Raw genomic sequence first — 18,585 nt, forward strand, 5'->3', positions numbered from 1 at the left:
GTGAATATAGTTGTTTTCAGGAAGATAGGTGAACAAATATGTCCTTTATTGATGAAGAAAATTATCGTATGAAACGTGCAGGAAAAAAGAAGCACAAAGGTATAGTTCTTTCTAGTATAGCGGGAACAATTGTAGGAGCTTCTTTATTCGCGTTTGGAGCGCCTTTATTTTCAAATTCTGCTGATACGCTTCCGCAAGCTGAAGCAAGCGGAAGTAATATGGCCGAAGCTCAAGGGATTAAACAGATTAGCTTTGTAGATGCTGTTGATCGTGCATCTGAAGCTGTTGTGGGTGTTATTAACATTCAACGAGATAACTTTTCAGAGGCAGATTCAGAGGCCGGTACAGGATCAGGAGTAATTTATAAAAAGACAGATGGTCAAGCTTATATTGTAACGAATAATCATGTTGTAGCTGGAGCGAATCGTATTGAAGTAAGTCTAAGTGACGGTAAGAAGGTTCCTGGAAAAGTATTAGGAACCGATGTAGTCACAGACTTAGCTGTATTAGAAATAGATGCAAAGCATGTGAAAAAAATAATTGAAATTGGCGATTCTAATACTGTTCGCAGAGGAGAGCCAGTTATTGCGATTGGAAACCCGCTTGGACTGCAATTTTCTGGAACAGTTACACAAGGCATTATTTCAGCTAATGAACGTATTGTCCCTGTAGATTTAGATCAAGATGGACATTATGATTGGCAAGTAGAAGTGTTACAAACAGATGCAGCGATTAATCCCGGGAATAGTGGCGGTGCGCTTGTAAATGCAGCAGGACAATTAATTGGTATTAATTCAATGAAAATTGCTGCAAAAGAAGTAGAAGGAATCGGCCTTGCTATTCCGGTGACTAGAGCTGTTCCGATTATGAATGAACTTGAGAAGTATGGAAAAGTAAGAAGACCATATGTTGGGATTGAACTTAGGTCATTAAATGAAATTCCAAACTATTATTGGTCAAAAACATTACATTTACCAGGTACTGTAACAGAGGGAGTTTGTATTTTGGATGTGAAAAGTCCTTCGCCAGGTGCGGATGCTGGTTTAAGAGAACATGATGTTATTGTGGCGGTAGATGGAAAACCGATTCGCGATATTATTGGATTCCGTACGGCCTTATATGATAAGGAAATTAATGATAAAATGACTCTTACGTTTTATCGTGGCACAAAAAGAGTAACAACAACAGTGAAATTAGGCATTCAAAAGTATTAAAAACAGGAGGGCCTACCTCCTGTTTTCTATTGTAGAAAAGTGAGGTGAAGAAAATGAATTTACCTTGTTGTTTAGAGCATGTTGAATTAGCGTTAGATATTATTGTGGATGAGTGTGAAGTTGCGCCAGTTATCAACAATGTGGATAACTCGAAAAAAGAGAAAAAAACATGTGAATTTTGTCAAAATGAGGCGACATATGTTGTATCGAACACAGATTCTCACACAATATGTGGGTAGCATTTGTGGATATGTGGATAAGTTTTGTGGATAACATGTTTGTAAGGTGGAGGATACGTGTGAATATCTCGATTATTTCAATTGGGAAATTAAAAGAAAAATATTTGAAACAAGGTATAGCAGAATACTTAAAACGATTATCTGCATACGCAAAAGTAGAAGTAATTGAATTGCCTGATGAAAAGGCGCCAGAAAATTTAAGTGAAGCAGAAATGTTAATTGTAAAGGAAAAAGAAGGTATACGTATACTGGATAAAATTTCGGATGACACGCATGTGATTGCATTAGCTATAGAAGGAAAGCAAAAGTCATCAGAAGAATTCGCGATAAGTCTAGATCGCCTTGCTACATACGGAAAGAGTAAAGTCGCATTTGTAATTGGTGGATCACTTGGACTAAGCTCAGAAGTGATGAAGCGTTCAAATGAATCACTTTCTTTTTCAAAGATGACATTACCACACCAATTAATGCGATTAGTGTTGCTTGAGCAAGTGTATAGAGCATTTCGAATTAATCGTGGGGAACCGTATCATAAGTAATGTATTCTATATAAAACACTGATATTATCATATTTATTTTATTATGCCTATAACTGGAGGCTATGTGAATGGTAAGTGATCAGACGAGATATTCTAGGCTCGCGAATATAACAAAAATAATAAATACGAAATTAGAACTACGTGACGTATTGCAGCGTGTGACAATGGCGATATCAGAGGAGATTGTTAGGTGCGACGCTGTTGGAATTTATTTACCCCAGGAAGATGGAACATTTAGAGGGTTTGCAGGAAAACCAGAGACTATAAATGGTGTAACGCTCGATACTCAAGTAATTGATCCTGAAATAGACTTACTGGCAAAAGAAGTTATTGAAACGAAAAGAACCATCTATATTCCTGATACCTCAAAGGATCATCGACCAGATCCGAGACCGGTTAATGCATTCAAAATTAAGTCCTTATTAGCTCTGCCTATCTCATTTGGGCAAGAGTTATTTGGTCTGGTTTTTTTATTTGATTATGGAATTCCGATGAACTTAACAGATTCAGAAATTCAAAGTGTTGAAGCTTATGTAAATATGGCTGCGGTTGCAATTCAAAACGCAAATAATTTAAAACAAAAGGAAAACCTTATTGCTGAGAAACAACTATTACTAAATGTTACACGTGATTTATCGATGTGTTCCTCGATACAGGAGAGTTTTGATAAATGCTTTTTTTACCTAGAACAGATTTTAGAGAGTAAAAATATGACTGCTCATCTTCTAGATCCGCTAGACAAAACAACAATTAAAACAACGAAATTAAGTAAGGACTGTCATTGGACAGAAGCGGATTGGACAGAGAAAAGCTATGAAGCCAAGATCCAAGAGGTTATTCAAACAAAAAATATAGATAGTAAGGGTCTATTGATGATTCCATTGGTTTCAATGGGAGAAGTATTAGGGGTAATCGTCGTTGGCAAAGAAGGAAAAGCTCACAATTATGATGATTCCCAACTTCAACTAGCAAAATCTATCGTTGATGCCACAGCCCCTACGTTTTCGAATTTGTTGTATATGGATCAACTAGAGAGCATAGTGGAAGAGCGAACGAGAGAGCTAGCTGCTGCTAATGAAAAAGTTACAAGTGTGATTGAATGTATTACGGATGGATTTTTTATTTTAAATAATAAATGGGAATTTACGTACGTAAATAAGCACCAATATTTTCCGCAAAGAAAAACAGCAAAAGATGTATTAGGAAAGAATATATGGAATGTTTTCCCGAGTGAAATTGAAACAGTTATGTATAAGGAATTTCATCGTGCGATGTCAGAGCGAACTACAGTGCATTTCGAATTTCTTTCTACTGCAGATGAATATTGGCACGAAGTTATTGCATACCCATATGATGATGGTATTTGTTGTATTTTTAAAAACATAACGGAAAAAAAGAAATATGAACAGGAATTGAAAAGATTATCCAATATAGATTTAATAGGGCAAATGGCAGCAGGTATCAGCCATGAAATTAGAAATCCAATGACAACAGTACTGGGATTTTTACAGTTATTAAAAGAAGAGAATACCTATGAGAAACATAATAAGTACTTTTATTTAATGATTGAAGAACTTAACCGTGCCAATTCTATTATTACTGAATTTCTCTCAATGGGTAATACAAGGAAATTGGATTTGCAGATGTTAGATTTAAATTCAATTATCCGCGATATTATTCCTTTAATAAAGATTGATACGTACAATCAAAATAAATATATTCAAGTCGATACAAATGACATTCCAGAATTACTTTTAAATCGTAATGAGATACGGCAATTATTAATGAATCTATATCGTAATGGCTTAGAAGCGATGAATACAGGGAAAGTTCTAACCATTAGCACTTACAAGGAAGGTCAAAATTGTGTGGTGCTTGCAGTGCGGGATCAAGGAAAAGGTATCAGGCCTGAAGTATTAGAGAAACTGGGTACGCCGTTTTACACGACCAAAGATAATGGAACTGGATTGGGGTTAGGTGTATGTTATGCCATCGCTGCCCGCCATAATGCAAAAATAGAAATTCAAACAGGATCGGAAGGCACTACCTTTTTTGTTAAATTTAATTATGAAAATAATAAAAAATAACCTTATTTAGAATAGTTACGATGAACCGTATCATAAATAAATTTATTCTTTGTATATAAAAGGATAAAAAGACCATTGGACAAAAATTACCGATGGTCTTTTAAATATTATTAGATGGTATGTAGATTTCCTAAAATAAGTATGTTTCTATTTCCATAAAAATATGCTGTAATATGAAGAGGAAAAAGTATAAGTAGTTAGAGAAGTGAGGAATTAAAGGTGAAGAAGTTTAAGAAGTTTTACTTGGAGATTACGAGTGTATGTAATCTTGCGTGTAGCTTTTGTCCGCCGACGGAAAGGCAGAAGCAATTCATTTCTGTGGAGGATTTTGCTAAAAGATTAGACCAAATTAAACCTCACACAGACTACATTTATTTGCACGTGAAGGGTGAGCCGTTGCTCCATCCGAAAATAGATCAACTATTAGACTTAAGTCATGAAAAAGGGTTTAAAGTTAATATTACAACGAACGGAACGTTAATTAATAAGAGAAGACATAGGCTGTTAAATAAGCCTGCGTTAAGACAAATGAATTTTTCACTGCATAGTTTTGATGGACATCCAGGTTCGCAAGATAAAGAGGGCTATGTAAGGAGTATACTTTCCTTCATTAGGGAAGCGACAAGTCAATCAAATTTAATTGTATCGTTAAGGTTATGGAATTTAACTCAGGATAATAAAACAAATGCTGAAATCCAGAAAAATAGAGAGTTATTATCTATAATTGAAAATGAATTTGATCTATCTTATCAAATTGAAGAGAAGCTTACACCAGGAAAAGGTATAAAAATTGCAGAACGTGTCTTTATTAATCAAGACTATGAATTCCAGTGGCCAGCATTACATGAGGAAGAGGATGATGGGAAAGGATTCTGTCATGGACTTCGTAATCAAGCGGGTATTTTAGCGAATGGAACAGTTATTCCTTGTTGTTTAGATGGTGAAGGGATTATTAACCTTGGGAATATTAATAATGATTCATTTTCTAACATTATTGAAGGTGAAAGAGCAACAAACATTGTCGATGGATTTTCGAAAAGAGTTGCGGTTGAAGAACTTTGCAGGAAATGTGGATATCGCAAACGGTTTGGGAAGTAAATATGAAATAAGCCCTCATTAAAGTGAGGGCTTATTTTTTTATTCTTGATAAGAATGCTCTAATTCATCAATTAATGAACCAACGTAAGAAACAGCTTTACGGATTGCATCTGGTTTTGACATATCTACTCCGGCATGTTTCATTAGTTCAAGTGGTTTCATTGTACCACCAGCACGAAGCACATCTAACCAGCGATCAATAGCAGGTTGTCTTTCCTCTTTAATCATTTGAGCTACTGCAGTGGATGCAGTGAGGCCTGCGGAATATGTATAAGAATATAGACCCATATAATAATGAGGTTGACGCATCCAAGTTAAGCCTGCACCTTCATCGATTTCTACAGAATCTCCCCAGAATGTCGATAGGACATTCGTTTTGATTTCAGTTAAAGTTGTAGCTGTAAGGGCCTGTCCTTCTTCTGCTAGAGCATATACTCTACGTTGATATTCACCCTCAAGTAAGTGAGTAACAAAGTTGTGATAATATGTGCCAAGTAGTTGCAGAATAACCCATCTGCGCATTCTCTTATCGTCAGTAGTCGCTAGTAAATGCTGAGCTAATAGTAATTCATTCATAGTTGATGGTGCTTCAACAAAGTACATAGATGGGCGTACGTTCATAATACGTTGATTTTTATTTGCTAAGTAAAAATGACCAGCATGTCCAAATTCATGTGCTAATGTAAAGCATCCGCGCATCGTATTTTGCCATGTAATTAAAATATAGGGATGAGAGCCGTATGGACTTGAGCAAAATGCTCCTGTTGATTTACCTACGTTATCTGCAAGATCTACCCATCTTTCTTTGAATCCTTTTTCGATTATGGAACTATATTCATCGCCTAATATTTTTAAAGAATCTTGAATGAGCGTACCTGCGTCTTCATAAGTAATCGACGGATTAAATTCGGGATCTAAAGGTGCATGTAAGTCACAGAAAAGCATTTGATCGAGTCCTAATACTTTCCTTTTTAAATCTGCAAAACGGCGCATATGAGGTGCTAGTTCTTTATAAATAATATCAAGTTGGTTGTTATACATTTCAAGTGGAACCTTTTGTGGTTCTAATAGCATATGGGTAACGGATTCATATTTACGTAAACGAGAAAGTGTTACTTGTTTTTTTACTTCAGTAGCATATGTTGTGGCAATTGTATTTTTATATCGTTTTAGTGTGGAAACAAATGATGAATATGCTTTTCGACGTATATATGTGCTTGGAGAAAATTCATATTTGCTTTCAACTAATGAGAATGAAACAGGAAGTTCGTTTCCTTGTTCGTCTTGTATAGAAGTGAAATCCATATCGGCCAATTTAGTCATGCCGTAAATTTTGTATGGAGAACTATGAACTTCGCCAAGTGCAGCAAGTGCTTCTTCTGTTTCAGGAGAGAGTGTGTGCTGTCTTTTTTGTAGTATTTCTAGTAACGATTTACGGAAAGGTTCGAGTTTTGTTTCTTCAGTTAAATATTTTTCAATTGTTCCTTCGTCGAATGAGAGGATTTCATTATGAATAAAGGATAGTGCAGTATGTACTTTCGTCCATAAAGCAGAAATTTTGGAAGAGTTCGCTTGAATACTTGGATTTGTACGATCAGTAGATTCTCTTAAATTTGCATATGAGTATAGTTTTGTTAACGTCATTAAAAGCTCTTCTTCTAAAAGTAGGCAATTTAATAAAGTGTGGGAGCTAGTATGTAAATGCCCTTTAAATGAATCAAGTTTCTGTATATCATTTTCCAATGCGTTTAATGCAGCATGCCATTCGGCATCAGAATTATACAAATCGGATAAATCCCATGTTAGTTCAGCAGGTACCTCTGCGCGATTAAGGCGATTTTCCATTACATTTTTCAAGTCGTATCTCCTCCTTATTAAGACTATCTAAACACATAATACTAGAAAATTCAGTTAAATTAAAATATTTTACATTTTTATATACAAAAAAGAAGGACAAGCATGAAAATGCTTGTCCTTCGAGTTAATTTAAGAATTAATATACTTTGTCACCATTGAAAATCGAGTTTTTCACGACAACATAATCTACAGTACGAATAGCGTCTAATTTTGTTCCGCCAGCGTAAGAGATAGAAGATTGAAGATCTTGTTCCATTTCGATTAACGTATCTTCTAAAGAACCTTTATGCTCAACGAACATTTTCTTACCTTCAACGTTTTTCTTCTCACCCTTTTGGAATTCAGAAGCAGAACCGAAGTATTCTTTATAAAGTTTGCCATCTCTTTCAATTGTTTCCCCTGGAGACTCTTCGTGACCAGCGAATAGAGAACCGATCATGACCATAGTTGCCCCAAATCGAATAGATTTAGCTACGTCGCCGTGTGTACGAATACCACCATCAGCGATAATTGGCTTACTTGCAGCTTTTGCACACCAGCGAAGTGCAGCTAGCTGCCAACCACCAGTTCCGAAGCCTGTTTTAATTTTAGTAATACAAACTTTACCAGGTCCAATACCAACTTTTGTTGCATCGGCACCAGCATTTTCTAATTCTCTTACCGCTTCTGGAGTTCCAACGTTTCCAGCGATAACGAAGCTCTCTGGTAAATGTTTTTTAATATGTTGAATCATGTTGATCACAGCATTAGAATGACCGTGTGCGATATCAATCGTGATATATTCAGGTGTAAGTTGCTCAGCAGCTAATTGTTGTACGAATTCATATTCGTCCTCTTTTACACCAACGCTGATAGAAGCGATTAATCCACGTGATTGCATATCTCTAATGAATGAGATTCGTTTCTCTGGTTGGAAACGATGCATGATATAAAAGTAGTTGTTCTCAGCTAAATAAGTTGCAATTCTTTCATCAATAATCGTTTGCATATTTGCAGGCACGACAGGTAATTTAAATTTATGTTTTCCTAAAGTGACAGTTGTATCACATTCAGAGCGGCTATTTACAATACATTTTGCAGGAATTAATTGAATATCTTCATAGTCAAATACGTTTTCCATCATTTACACCCCTAAAATACGAATATTTTATTTTTATTAATCAAAAATGTTCGTCCATAGGATAATTTACATTATTTTTATTAAGAAGTCAAAGGATTTCTTAACATTTTTTAAAAAAGTAGATTTTACATCTGAAAAAAAACGTTAAAAACGAATTTAAAACGTTTTTTTGTTTTTATTGTTCGTTTATGGGAAGGGTTGAAAAATTAAGATAATTATACAAGGGTGTATGTATTCTTTTTATTTTTTTGAGTGGATGTAGGATACTATAAAAAGATGAATCTGGCATGATTCACCTTTTATGTGAGGTTTCAAGTATAATAAGTAGGGTGATAGTAACGTATACAAAAGATAAAAAAGAAAATAATACAGAATAAAATGAGGTTAATATATGAGTGAAAAAAGTTTTTCTGATTATAAATTAAGTAAGGAAATTGTAAGGGCACTTACTGGGTTAGGGTATGATCATCCAACGGAAGTACAAGGTGAGGTTATTCCAGTTGCATTACAAAAGAAGGATCTTGTTGTGAAATCCCAGACTGGAAGTGGAAAAACAGCTTCATTTGGTATTCCACTTTGTGAAATGGTGGAGTGGGAAGAGAATAAACCACAAGCATTAGTTTTAACACCAACGAGAGAGCTTGCGGTACAGGTAAAAGAAGATATTACAAATATAGGTCGATTCAAAAGGATTAAGGCTGCGGCAGTTTATGGGAAATCTCCATTTGCACGTCAAAAATTAGAATTAAAGCAAAAGACACATATTGTAGTTGGGACTCCTGGTCGTGTGTTGGATCATATTGAGAAGGGTACCCTTTCTTTAGAGTGTTTGAAGTATTTAGTTATTGATGAAGCAGATGAGATGCTAAATATGGGCTTTATCGATCAAGTAGAGGCAATTATTGATGAATTACCTACAAAAAGAATGACAATGTTATTTTCAGCAACACTTCCAGAAGATGTTGAGAAATTGTCTCGTACATATATGAATTCACCAACTCATATTGAAATTAAAGCGGCTGGGATTACGACGGATAAAATTGAACATACTCTTTTTGAGGTGATAGAAGACGAGAAGCTTTCACTACTTAAAGATGTAACAACGATTGAGAATCCTGATAGCTGTATTATTTTCTGCCGTACACAAGAAAATGTAGATCATGTATATAGACAATTAAAACGAGCTAACTATCCTTGTGACAAAATACATGGTGGTATGGTACAAGAAGATCGTTTTGAAGTCATGGATGATTTTAGAAAAGGAAAATTCCGTTATTTAGTAGCAACAGATGTAGCTGCGAGAGGAATTGATATTGATAATATTACACATGTTATTAATTATGATATTCCACTTGAAAAAGAAAGCTATGTACATCGTACTGGAAGAACGGGACGAGCTGGAAATAGTGGAAAAGCTATTACATTTATAACACCATATGAAAATAGATTTTTAGAAGAGATTGAGGAGTATATTGGATTTGAAATTCCAAAGGCAATTGGACCTTCAAAAGAAGAAGTTATGAAAGAGAAAGCTGCATTTGAAGAAAAGATACATGCTAAACCAATTATAAAGAAAGATAAAAATGCAGACATCAACAAAGGCATTATGAAGCTGTACTTTAATGGCGGGAAGAAAAAGAAAATTAGGGCGGTAGATTTCGTCGGTACAATTGCTAAAATTAAAGGTGTTACAGCAGAAGATATAGGCATTATTACGATACAGGATAATGTTTCTTACGTTGAAATATTAAATGGAAAAGGACCACTTGTCTTGAAAGTCATGAAGACTACAACGATTAAAGGGAAACAACTAAAAGTTCATGAAGCAATTAAGTAAATAAAAAACCATCCACTTTAATAGGTGGATAGTTTTTTATTTATGATTCTTTTAAATCATCCACTAGTTGCTCCGCTAAACGTCTATACATATTACTCATAGTCACGAAGGATGTTAGTAGTAGAAATTTTTCTAGCTTTGTATCTTCTAAGGAAGAAATCTCATTTACTTCTGTAACACGGTTATTTACGTCTTGTTTAAAGCTTTCGACATTGCTTTCAGTAAGAGCAAGATAATTTTTGTATAACGTATTTAATTCGAATGAATCATCATTTAATAAGGAGTCATTTATAGTTTCTAATGAACTTTTTATGTCGTTAATGGAGAGAGCTCCCTTTAATTGATAAATTAGGCTAATTAAAATCATATGCTCTTTTGAATACTTTTTATTTTTGATGGGGATGAATAGTTTTCCTTTTGCGTAATTATTAATCATCGTTTTGGTTAATACTTTTTCATCATCAGTTCTCGTTGTATCTGCATAAGTATTCTCAAATAGTTGAACAACTTGATCTACATATAAGTCAACATTTGGAATATCCTCAAGTTTAATGTTTTTTTCTAAATGCAATGTCTCAAGTAATTCATTTATATTTTCCACGTAGAATCCCTCACTTTTATAACTTAGTGGAACTTAATGTTTAATATATCTTTAAATATGGTATTACGAAACAAATGAATTGTAAATGTTGACCTTAAAAAGAAATGTGTATATAATTACATGTAGTTATTAAAACTACATGTAATTATATGAGGGGTGTTATTATGAATGCTTATGTAAGGGAACCAGTTAATGCATTTACTCACTTAGGTGGAGCGATATTATCATTTATTGCCTTATTAGCTATGCTTGTGAAAGTTTCTATCAAGATGCCATCATTTGCTGCAATTACAGCTGTTATTTTGTTTGGTATTGGAATGATGGTCCTTTATACGGCGTCAGCTGTGTATCATAGTGTTGTGGCCAATGAACGTGTTATTTACTTCTTTAGGAAGCTAGATCATTCTATGATTTTTATATTAATTGCAGGTACATATGCACCCTTTTGCTTAATTACATTAAATTCAGCAAGTGGTTTACTATTATTTTGTTTAGTCTATGCAACTGCGATTTGTGGCATTGTATTTAAAATGTTTTGGTTTAATTGTCCAAGATGGTTATCGACAGCAATTTATATTACGATGGGTTGGTTAATTGTGTTATTCTTTGCACCGTTAGCTGAGAATTTAAGTACAGGAGGCATTATTTTCTTAGTACTTGGGGGCATTTTTTATACAATTGGTGGATTTATTTATGGAACAAAGCCAAAATGGTTAGAGTTTAAATATATGGGGCATCATGAAATTTTTCATGTTTTTGTATTATTAGGTAGTCTTGCGCATTTTCTAAGTGTATATTGTTATGTAATTTAATAAAAAAACGCTACATAATAAAAATTATGTGGCGTTTTTTTATTAACTGATTAGAATCGTATATGTTATAAAATTATTATGGGATAAAATGTAAGTTTCTGTGTTCGCATGTTAAACATAGGATAAGAAATATGTGATATACTTTGAGAAGTTTATAATGAATGAAATATGGAGGACTATAATTATGGCAATACTTGTAACAGGTGGAGCAGGATATATTGGTAGTCATACATGTGTAGAATTACTAAATAGCGGTTACGAAGTTATAGTAGTGGATAACCTTTCGAATAGCTCGGTAGAATCTATAAATCGAGTGAAAGAAATAACAGGAAAACAATTTAAGTTTTATAAAGAAGATGTTTTAAATCGCGAAGCGCTTGACGCAATTTTTGAAGAAAATGCAATTGAAGCAGTTATTCACTTTGCAGGATTTAAAGCTGTAGGGGAGTCAGTAGCGATTCCATTAACATATTATCATAACAACATTACAAGCACGTTAGTGCTATGTGAAGTAATGCAGAAACATAATGTAAAGAAGATAATCTTTAGTTCATCTGCAACTGTATATGGTATCCCGGAAACGTCACCGATTACGGAGGAGTTTCCATTAAGTGCAACAAATCCATATGGTCAAACGAAATTAATGATTGAGCAAATTATGCGTGATGTAGCATTTGCAGATGCAGAATGGAGTATCGCGTTACTTCGCTATTTCAATCCATTTGGTGCACACGAAAGTGGGCGTATCGGAGAAGATCCAAATGGAATCCCAAATAACTTAATGCCATATGTAACGCAAGTAGCGGTAGGTAAGTTAAAAGAATTAAGCGTATTCGGAAATGACTATCCAACGAAAGATGGAACAGGAGTCCGTGATTACATCCATGTTGTGGACTTAGCAAATGGTCACGTAAAGGCGCTTGAGAAAGTACTGAGTACAACGGGAGTAGATGCTTATAACCTGGGCACAGGTATGGGCTATAGTGTACTAGAGATGGTTGAAGCGTTTGAAAAAGTTTCGGGTAAGAAAGTTCCTTATAAAATTACAGAGCGTCGCCCAGGTGATGTGGCAGTATGTTTTGCTGATGCATCGAAAGCAAAGCGTGAATTAGGCTGGGAGGCAACACGCGGATTAGAAGAAATGTGTGCAGATTCTTGGAAATGGCAATCAAATAATAAAAATGGCTATTTAGAAGTTTAATGATGAATATAAAAAAATGACCTTTGCATAAAAGCAAGAGGTCATTTTTTATTAATTTTATTAGCGAACCTAGAAAAGAACGTTCGCTGTTTTAAATGATGTGATTTTACAATATCTTATGCTAGAAGGTAGTAGAATGAGATAGAGGAATGTATTATTTTATTAATTTTTTATAGAAATTGAAAGCGTATTATTGAAAAGTATTCCAACACTTGTATCATTGCTAGAGTCCGTTTATAATCAAGGAATCCTAGTTCATGTTTTAATAGGATTATTTATTATTGAAAGCGTTTTAAGTTCGCTCCTTTTTGAGGTAGGAGGTCTGACTTATTTGGATGAAAAATTATGTATGTAGTTTTAAATGGGAAGAAAAATAATATAAGTATCACTTTATAGTGTGGGGAGGTTAAAAGTGTGAAAGGTAAAGATTTTCACACGAATATATATGGGTTATGTAGGATTATTACTTTCAGGGGCAGCTTTATTTTTAAATAGTCTTGTTATATTAGGGAAAGCAGAGATGAAAAGTGCGGGTGTTTTTAATTTATTTGTGGGTGCACTACAAATTATTATTCCGTTTTATTTGATCATGATTTCTGACCAAAGCAATTGGACAGTGTATTCATATGCGGCTACTTTCTTATTTGGATTAACTTATTTATATGTAGGTGTTACTTTTATAAAAGGAATGGATAGTAGTGGTCTAGGATGGTTTTGTATTTGGGTAGCAATTATAGCCTTATTCTATATGGTTGTTTCATTTGTTCAATTCCATGATGTTGTTAATGCGTTAACGTGGTTTATGTGGGCATTACTTTGGTATTTATTCTTTGTATTAAATACACAAAAGAAGAACATTAATCAATATCTTGGAAGGATTGCCTTCGTACAATCATGGGTAACATTGACTTTACCTTCACTCTTTTATTTTATGGGAGTGTGGGGAGAGGGATTTGTATATGAACTATGGGTTTATGTATCAGTAATTTCTATTTTGTACTTCTGTTATTGTATTTATAAATATCGAGTACGTTAATATATTTTCTGTAGAAAAGCATGGAATCGTTAAACGAATTCCATGCTTTTTATATGTTGGCACTTATAATAGAGAGGTAGTATTTTACAATTTGCTAAAATGGGGATGATGAAGTTGAAAAAAGTATTGGTGCTAGGGGGAACAAGATTTTTTGGTAAACATTTAGTAGAAGCACTTTTGCAAGAGGGGCACGATGTAACGATTGCGACGAGGGGAGTTACTGAAGATTCTTTTGGTAGCGCAGTAAAAAGAATAATTATTGATAGAGAAGATGGAAAGCTACTAGAAAAGCGTCTAGAAGGAAAAAGTTATGATATTGTATACGATAATTTATGCTATAGCTCGAATGCAGCGAAGATAATATGTGAAGTGTTACGAGGGAAAACGAAGAAATATGTTATGACATCTTCAATGGCCGTCTATGAACCTGCCCTAAGCTTATCAGAAGAAGACTTTAATCCGTACGATTATGCAATCGCGTATGGAGATAGGAATGACTTCAATTATGGTGAAGGAAAGAGATTAGCTGAAGCCGTTGTATTTCAACAAGCAACATTCCCAGTTGTTGCAGTTCGTTTTCCAGTTGTTATTGGAGAAAACGATTATACGAAAAGGTTACAATTTTACGTTGAATGTATTGTGAACCAAAAACCTATCGTTGTGGATCATGTAGATGGAACTTTGTCATTTATACATGAAAAAGAGGCAGGAGAGTTTCTAGCTTGGTGCGGAATGGAAAATGTGAAAGGGCCAATTAACGCCTGTAGTAACGGGGGAGTTTCTACGGAAGAAATTATTCATTTCATAGAAGAGAAGACAGGAATAAAAGCATTCATTCAGAAAGCTGGGGAAAATATAGCTCCTTATAATGAGGTAACTAACTGTACATTACATAATGGAAAGGCTCGTGAATTCGGATTTTTGTTCCGAGAGCTGAAACTAGAAATGAAAAATGTTTTAAAACATTATATAAATACAATGAAGTAATCATAAATCCCCCGGTGGCAATCCGGGGGATTCTGGAGGATTTCGACAATACTGATTTTACATTACCAAATTTACCTTATACGTACGACTAATGTTTTTGTGATTGAATTGCTTGTAAATACTTCTCGTTTACTTGGTCCCAGTTTACTGTATGCCACCAGTTGGTAACAAACTCTGGGCGCCTATTTTGATACTTTAAATAATAAGCATGTTCCCATACATCAATTACGAGTAAGGGGATTTTCCCTTCTTGCAAAGGCGTATCTTGATTTGGTGTACTCATAACAGAGAGTTCCTCACCGTCAAGAACAAGCCATCCATAGCCACTTCCAAAACGACTAATAGCTGCTTTGGAAAGTTGATCTTTTAAGTTGTCAAAGGTATTGAAATAATAATCAATTACTTTTGCAACGTCTCCATTAGGCTCACCGCCACCTCGTGGGCTCATCACTTCCCAAAAAAGACTATGACAATAGTGACCACCACCGTTATTTCGTACAGCTGTAACAATTTCCTTCGGTAAAGCATCTAAATTACATAGCAATTCTTCTAAAGATTTATTATGTAATTCAGTATAATTTTCTAAAGTAGCATTTAAATTGTTTACGTATGTCGCATGGTGCTTTCCATGATGAATGGAAAGTGTATTGCTATCAATATGTGGCTCTAGTTCATCATAGTCATATGAAAGCTTTGGCAATTGAAATGAAGACATAACATTACCTCCTTTCCACTTAAAAAGTTGGTCTAGGTAAAAATACTTTACCTGAGTCAAAAATACACCCATTTTCCATATAAGTCAATAGTAAGTCCATTAATTTTCTGAAAAATATTACAATAAAAGTAACACTCTCACTTTCATTTGTGACTCCTATCCTTTTTGCTTATACTGTAAAGTAGCAGGGTTTTGTTGAAATAGAAGGAGATTGTTTATGAGTAAAACGAAACAATTAATAGAGGAAGCAAGTAATTTTATTACGATTTGTTATAAGGAGCTTCATAAAGAACAATTGATAGAAGAACGTATAAAAGAAATTCAAATTGAGATAGAAAAGACAGGGACATATGAGCATACATTTGAAGAACTTGTTCATGGTTCACGAATGGCATGGCGTAACAGTAATAGATGTATTGGAAGACTATTTTGGAGTAAGATGCACATATTAGATGCGCGCGAAGTAAATGATGAAGAGGGTGTATATAATGCATTAATTCATCATATTAAATATGCAACGAACGACGGGAAAGTTAAACCAACCATTACGATTTTTAAGCAATATCAAGGTGAGGAAAATAATATAAGAATTTATAATCACCAATTGATTCGATATGCAGGATATAAAACAGAAACGGGAGTGATTGGTGATTCTCATTCCGCTACATTTACGGACTTTTGTCAGGGGCTTGGTTGGCAAGGAGAAGGTACGAATTTTGATGTATTGCCACTTGTGTTCTCTATAAACGGGAAGGCGCCTACATATAAAGAAATTCCGAGAGAAGAAGTAAAAGAAGTGCCAATTGAACACCCAGAATACCCTATTTCATCAATTGGAGTAAAATGGTATGGTGTTCCAATGATTTCAGATATGCGTTTAGAAATTGGTGGTATTTCTTATACAGCCGCTCCGTTCAATGGATGGTATATGGGAACAGAAATTGGGGCGCGTAACTTAGCAGATCATGATCGTTATAATTTACTTCCGGCTGTTGCGGAGATGATGGATTTAGATACATCGAGAAACGGTACCTTATGGAAAGATAAGGCGCTAATTGAGTTGAATATTGCCGTACTACACTCCTTTAAAAAACAAGGAGTTAGTATTGTTGATCACCATACTGCTGCACAACAATTTCAGCAATTTGAGAAGCAAGAAGCTGCTTGTGGTCGTGTTGTAACAGGTAATTGGGTATGGCTTATTCCGCCATTATCTCCAGCTACCACTCACATTTATCATAAACCGTATCCGAATGAAATTTTGAAGCCAAATTTCTTTCATAAATAATATTTAGTGTAGGTTTTTTCTGTGAAATATAATTTTTTTTAATTACTGTTATGTAGCAAATGGAAGCCTTTACTCTCGGTTATTTTTGGAAGAGGCTTTTTGAACCAAGGAGTACCTTATGTTATAATCAAATTTCTGTTTCGAAGACCTTATAGAAATATAAGGTCTTTTGTTTTGCTTTTTTATGTAAGAGGAAGAGGATTTTTCTTTTTAATAAGGGATTTGGCATATTTTTAGGGACAACATAAGTATGTGGGAAGTCGATAAAATGTTATGCATATATAATTATTATGTTTTGGGTTTAAACAATAAAACATAATAAAGTTGTTTTTTTTGATTGCTGAGGAAGGAGGAAGTATAAATGAGGATGAAGAGTCGAAAAACTGATTGGCCTGTATTTATTATTAGTGGTGGTTCACTTTTATTATTTGTAATTGCAGTTTTTTTGAACAAGGATTATGTAGAGAGTGCGATTAATAAAAGTTTCGCTTTTTCAATTAAATATTTCGGTGCCTTCTGGCAAGTTTTATTATTAGGTACATTTATTGTTGCGATGTGTATGGCTTTCTCCAAATATGGGAGAGTTAAGCTTGGGGGATTAGAAAAACCTGAGATTAGTACGGCAAAATGGCTTGCTATTATTATGTCTACATTACTTGCTGGAGGTGGCGTTTTTTGGGCAGCAGCAGAGCCAATGTATCATTTGATGACGGTGCCACCAATACATGATGGTATATCTGCTGGAACGAAAGAAGCAGTCATGCCTGCTTTAGCACAAAGTTATATGCATTGGGGATTTTTAGCATGGACGATTTTAGGTACAATTAGTGCGGTAGTTATGATGTATGGACATTATCATAAAGATATGCCGCTAAAACCTCGAACACTTTTATATCCTATTTTTGGGGAAAAATTAAGAAAGAGCCTGCTTGGAACGATAATTGATGCAGCTGCAATTATTGCAGTAGCTGCAGGTACAATTGGCCCAATTGGATTTTTAGGTTTACAAGCAAGTTATGGATTACAAGAATTATTTGGAGTTTCTGATGTGTTTACTACTCAATTAGCAATTATTGTTTGTGTGGTGGCCGTGTCTACCATATCGGCAGTAACAGGTATTGATAAAGGGATTCAAATTATAAGTAATTTAAATGTTAGATTAGCAATTGTGTTAATGGCATTCATATTACTATTTGGGCCAGGTGGATTTATTATTGATTCGTTTGTTTCTTCGTTTGGATTTTATGTAAATGAGTTTATACCGATGAGCACATACCGTGGTGATACAAGTTGGTTAGGATCTTGGACAATCTTTTTCTGGGGATGGTTTATTGGATACGGACCAATGATGGCAATTTTAGTGAGTCGAATTTCAAGAGGGAGAACGATTCGAGAAATCATCGTTGCAATTGGAATTATCGCACCTATTATTACAACATTTTGGTTTACTATATTAGGTGGATCAGGCGTGTTTTATGAGTTGATGAATCCTGGGTCTATCTCGGACGCATTAAGTGAATCTGGTATGCCGGCAGCTATGATTGCAATTACAGGGCAATTGCCACTTTCTAATATTATTGGACCAGCATTTCTTTTATTAACAATTTTATTTGTAGTGACAACAGGAGATTCAATGGCGTATTCCATTTCAATGGCAGTGACTGGAGACGGAGATCCTAGAATTAGTTTGCGAATTTTTTGGTCGCTTATTATGGGCGCAGTTGCAGCAATTCTTTTATATATGGGTGAAGGAAGTATTAATGCGCTACAATCGTTTATCGTGGTGACGGCAGTTCCGGTATCAATTTTGTTATTCCCAATGCTATGGTTAGCGCCTAAAGTTGCGGGAGAATTAGCATTAAAACAAGGTATTGTAAAAGAAGAAGATAAAACTGCATTCTTATTTCAGAAGGCTAGTAAATCAAAATAAATAAAAACGTAAAAGAGGAAGCAT

The 18,585-nt window shown here is 34.6% G+C and carries 16 protein-coding genes; 12 read left to right on the top strand and 4 right to left on the bottom strand.

Annotated elements, in window-relative coordinates:
* The first annotated feature begins 38 nt into the window (after positions 1 to 38).
* From MKY38_RS22475 to MKY38_RS22495, 5 genes are all read left to right on the top strand, one after another.
* Positions 39 to 1,214, top strand: a complete 1,176-nt coding sequence (locus tag MKY38_RS22475; protein WP_000008031.1) for a S1C family serine protease — start codon at positions 39 to 41, stop codon at positions 1,212 to 1,214.
* Positions 1,215 to 1,267: 53 nt separating this feature from the next.
* Positions 1,268 to 1,453 carry a CxxH/CxxC protein gene (locus MKY38_RS22480; RefSeq protein WP_002183021.1) on the top strand — a complete coding sequence of 62 codons (186 nt, stop codon included), beginning with the start codon at positions 1,268 to 1,270 and terminating at the stop codon, positions 1,451 to 1,453.
* A 59-nt stretch (positions 1,454 to 1,512) separates the two neighbouring features.
* A complete protein-coding gene (gene rlmH, locus MKY38_RS22485; RefSeq protein ID WP_001027000.1) occupies positions 1,513 to 1,992 on the top strand; it encodes a 23S rRNA (pseudouridine(1915)-N(3))-methyltransferase RlmH in 480 nt (159 codons plus the stop codon).
* A gap of 68 nt (positions 1,993 to 2,060) precedes the next feature.
* Complete coding sequence (locus MKY38_RS22490; protein WP_341049720.1) at positions 2,061 to 4,079, top strand: GAF domain-containing sensor histidine kinase; 2,019 nt, start codon at positions 2,061 to 2,063, stop codon at positions 4,077 to 4,079.
* A 219-nt stretch (positions 4,080 to 4,298) separates the two neighbouring features.
* Positions 4,299 to 5,177, top strand: a complete 879-nt coding sequence (locus tag MKY38_RS22495) for a radical SAM/SPASM domain-containing protein (RefSeq protein ID WP_098300436.1) — start codon at positions 4,299 to 4,301, stop codon at positions 5,175 to 5,177.
* A gap of 39 nt (positions 5,178 to 5,216) precedes the next feature.
* Here the strand turns inward: MKY38_RS22495 and pepF are convergent, their stop codons facing one another.
* Positions 5,217 to 7,034: an oligoendopeptidase F gene (pepF, locus tag MKY38_RS22500; protein WP_000800229.1), complete on the bottom strand. Its 1,818-nt coding sequence runs from the start codon at positions 7,032 to 7,034 to the stop codon at positions 5,217 to 5,219.
* Between the two features lie 136 nt (positions 7,035 to 7,170).
* The gene (gene guaC / locus MKY38_RS22505; protein WP_000432447.1) at positions 7,171 to 8,154 is read right to left on the bottom strand and encodes a GMP reductase; all 984 of its coding nucleotides are present in this window, start codon (positions 8,152 to 8,154) and stop codon (positions 7,171 to 7,173) included.
* A 391-nt stretch (positions 8,155 to 8,545) separates the two neighbouring features.
* Between guaC and MKY38_RS22510 the strand changes: the two genes are divergently transcribed.
* Positions 8,546 to 9,991, top strand: a complete 1,446-nt coding sequence (locus tag MKY38_RS22510) for a DEAD/DEAH box helicase (RefSeq protein WP_001291575.1) — start codon at positions 8,546 to 8,548, stop codon at positions 9,989 to 9,991.
* A 40-nt stretch (positions 9,992 to 10,031) separates the two neighbouring features.
* On the opposite strand, the gene MKY38_RS22515 is transcribed toward MKY38_RS22510, so the two are convergent.
* A complete protein-coding gene (locus MKY38_RS22515; RefSeq protein ID WP_000427879.1) occupies positions 10,032 to 10,592 on the bottom strand; it encodes a DUF1836 domain-containing protein in 561 nt (186 codons plus the stop codon).
* Positions 10,593 to 10,756: 164 nt separating this feature from the next.
* On the opposite strand from MKY38_RS22515, the gene trhA reads away from it, so the two are divergent.
* The 4 genes from trhA to MKY38_RS22535 all read left to right on the top strand — a co-directional run bounded on the left by trhA (position 10,757) and on the right by MKY38_RS22535 (position 14,628).
* Positions 10,757 to 11,404, top strand: a complete 648-nt coding sequence (gene trhA, locus MKY38_RS22520) for a PAQR family membrane homeostasis protein TrhA (RefSeq protein WP_000995363.1) — start codon at positions 10,757 to 10,759, stop codon at positions 11,402 to 11,404.
* Positions 11,405 to 11,588: 184 nt separating this feature from the next.
* Positions 11,589 to 12,605: a UDP-glucose 4-epimerase GalE gene (gene galE, locus MKY38_RS22525; RefSeq protein ID WP_000996540.1), complete on the top strand. Its 1,017-nt coding sequence runs from the start codon at positions 11,589 to 11,591 to the stop codon at positions 12,603 to 12,605.
* A 445-nt stretch (positions 12,606 to 13,050) separates the two neighbouring features.
* Positions 13,051 to 13,641: an AmiS/UreI family transporter gene (locus MKY38_RS22530; protein WP_000542569.1), complete on the top strand. Its 591-nt coding sequence runs from the start codon at positions 13,051 to 13,053 to the stop codon at positions 13,639 to 13,641.
* Between the two features lie 99 nt (positions 13,642 to 13,740).
* A complete protein-coding gene (locus MKY38_RS22535; RefSeq protein ID WP_142327892.1) occupies positions 13,741 to 14,628 on the top strand; it encodes an NAD-dependent epimerase/dehydratase family protein in 888 nt (295 codons plus the stop codon).
* Positions 14,629 to 14,716: 88 nt separating this feature from the next.
* Here the strand turns inward: MKY38_RS22535 and sodA are convergent, their stop codons facing one another.
* The gene (gene sodA, locus MKY38_RS22540; RefSeq protein WP_000094037.1) at positions 14,717 to 15,343 is read right to left on the bottom strand and encodes a superoxide dismutase [Mn]; all 627 of its coding nucleotides are present in this window, start codon (positions 15,341 to 15,343) and stop codon (positions 14,717 to 14,719) included.
* 217 nt (positions 15,344 to 15,560) lie between these two features.
* Between sodA and MKY38_RS22545 the strand changes: the two genes are divergently transcribed.
* Positions 15,561 to 16,631, top strand: coding sequence for a nitric oxide synthase oxygenase (locus MKY38_RS22545; RefSeq protein ID WP_098529251.1), 1,071 nt, complete (start codon positions 15,561 to 15,563; stop codon positions 16,629 to 16,631).
* A gap of 361 nt (positions 16,632 to 16,992) precedes the next feature.
* Positions 16,993 to 18,561 carry a BCCT family transporter gene (locus MKY38_RS22550; protein ID WP_001242445.1) on the top strand — a complete coding sequence of 523 codons (1,569 nt, stop codon included), beginning with the start codon at positions 16,993 to 16,995 and terminating at the stop codon, positions 18,559 to 18,561.
* The last annotated feature ends 24 nt before the right edge of the window (positions 18,562 to 18,585 follow it).

This window comes from Bacillus sp. FSL R5-0585 (genome assembly GCF_038004545.1).
GTDB classification, from domain to species: domain Bacteria; phylum Bacillota; class Bacilli; order Bacillales; family Bacillaceae_G; genus Bacillus_A; species Bacillus_A cereus.

What these genes read in the sequence shown, in the direction of transcription:
- MKY38_RS22475 (WP_000008031.1), top strand. Translation starts at nt 39, where the DNA reads ATGTCCTTTATTGATGAAGAAAATTATCGTATGAAACGTGCAGGAAAA.
- MKY38_RS22480 (WP_002183021.1), top strand. Translation starts at nt 1,268, where the DNA reads ATGAATTTACCTTGTTGTTTAGAGCATGTTGAATTAGCGTTAGATATT.
- MKY38_RS22490 (WP_341049720.1), top strand. Translation starts at nt 2,061, where the DNA reads ATGGTAAGTGATCAGACGAGATATTCTAGGCTCGCGAATATAACAAAA.
- guaC (WP_000432447.1), bottom strand. Translation starts at nt 8,154, where the DNA reads ATGGAAAACGTATTTGACTATGAAGATATTCAATTAATTCCTGCAAAA.
- MKY38_RS22510 (WP_001291575.1), top strand. Translation starts at nt 8,546, where the DNA reads ATGAGTGAAAAAAGTTTTTCTGATTATAAATTAAGTAAGGAAATTGTA.
- trhA (WP_000995363.1), top strand. Translation starts at nt 10,757, where the DNA reads ATGAATGCTTATGTAAGGGAACCAGTTAATGCATTTACTCACTTAGGT.
- galE (WP_000996540.1), top strand. Translation starts at nt 11,589, where the DNA reads ATGGCAATACTTGTAACAGGTGGAGCAGGATATATTGGTAGTCATACA.
- MKY38_RS22530 (WP_000542569.1), top strand. Translation starts at nt 13,051, where the DNA reads ATGGGTTATGTAGGATTATTACTTTCAGGGGCAGCTTTATTTTTAAAT.
- MKY38_RS22535 (WP_142327892.1), top strand. Translation starts at nt 13,741, where the DNA reads ATGGGGATGATGAAGTTGAAAAAAGTATTGGTGCTAGGGGGAACAAGA.
- sodA (WP_000094037.1), bottom strand. Translation starts at nt 15,343, where the DNA reads ATGTCTTCATTTCAATTGCCAAAGCTTTCATATGACTATGATGAACTA.
- MKY38_RS22545 (WP_098529251.1), top strand. Translation starts at nt 15,561, where the DNA reads ATGAGTAAAACGAAACAATTAATAGAGGAAGCAAGTAATTTTATTACG.
- MKY38_RS22550 (WP_001242445.1), top strand. Translation starts at nt 16,993, where the DNA reads ATGAGGATGAAGAGTCGAAAAACTGATTGGCCTGTATTTATTATTAGT.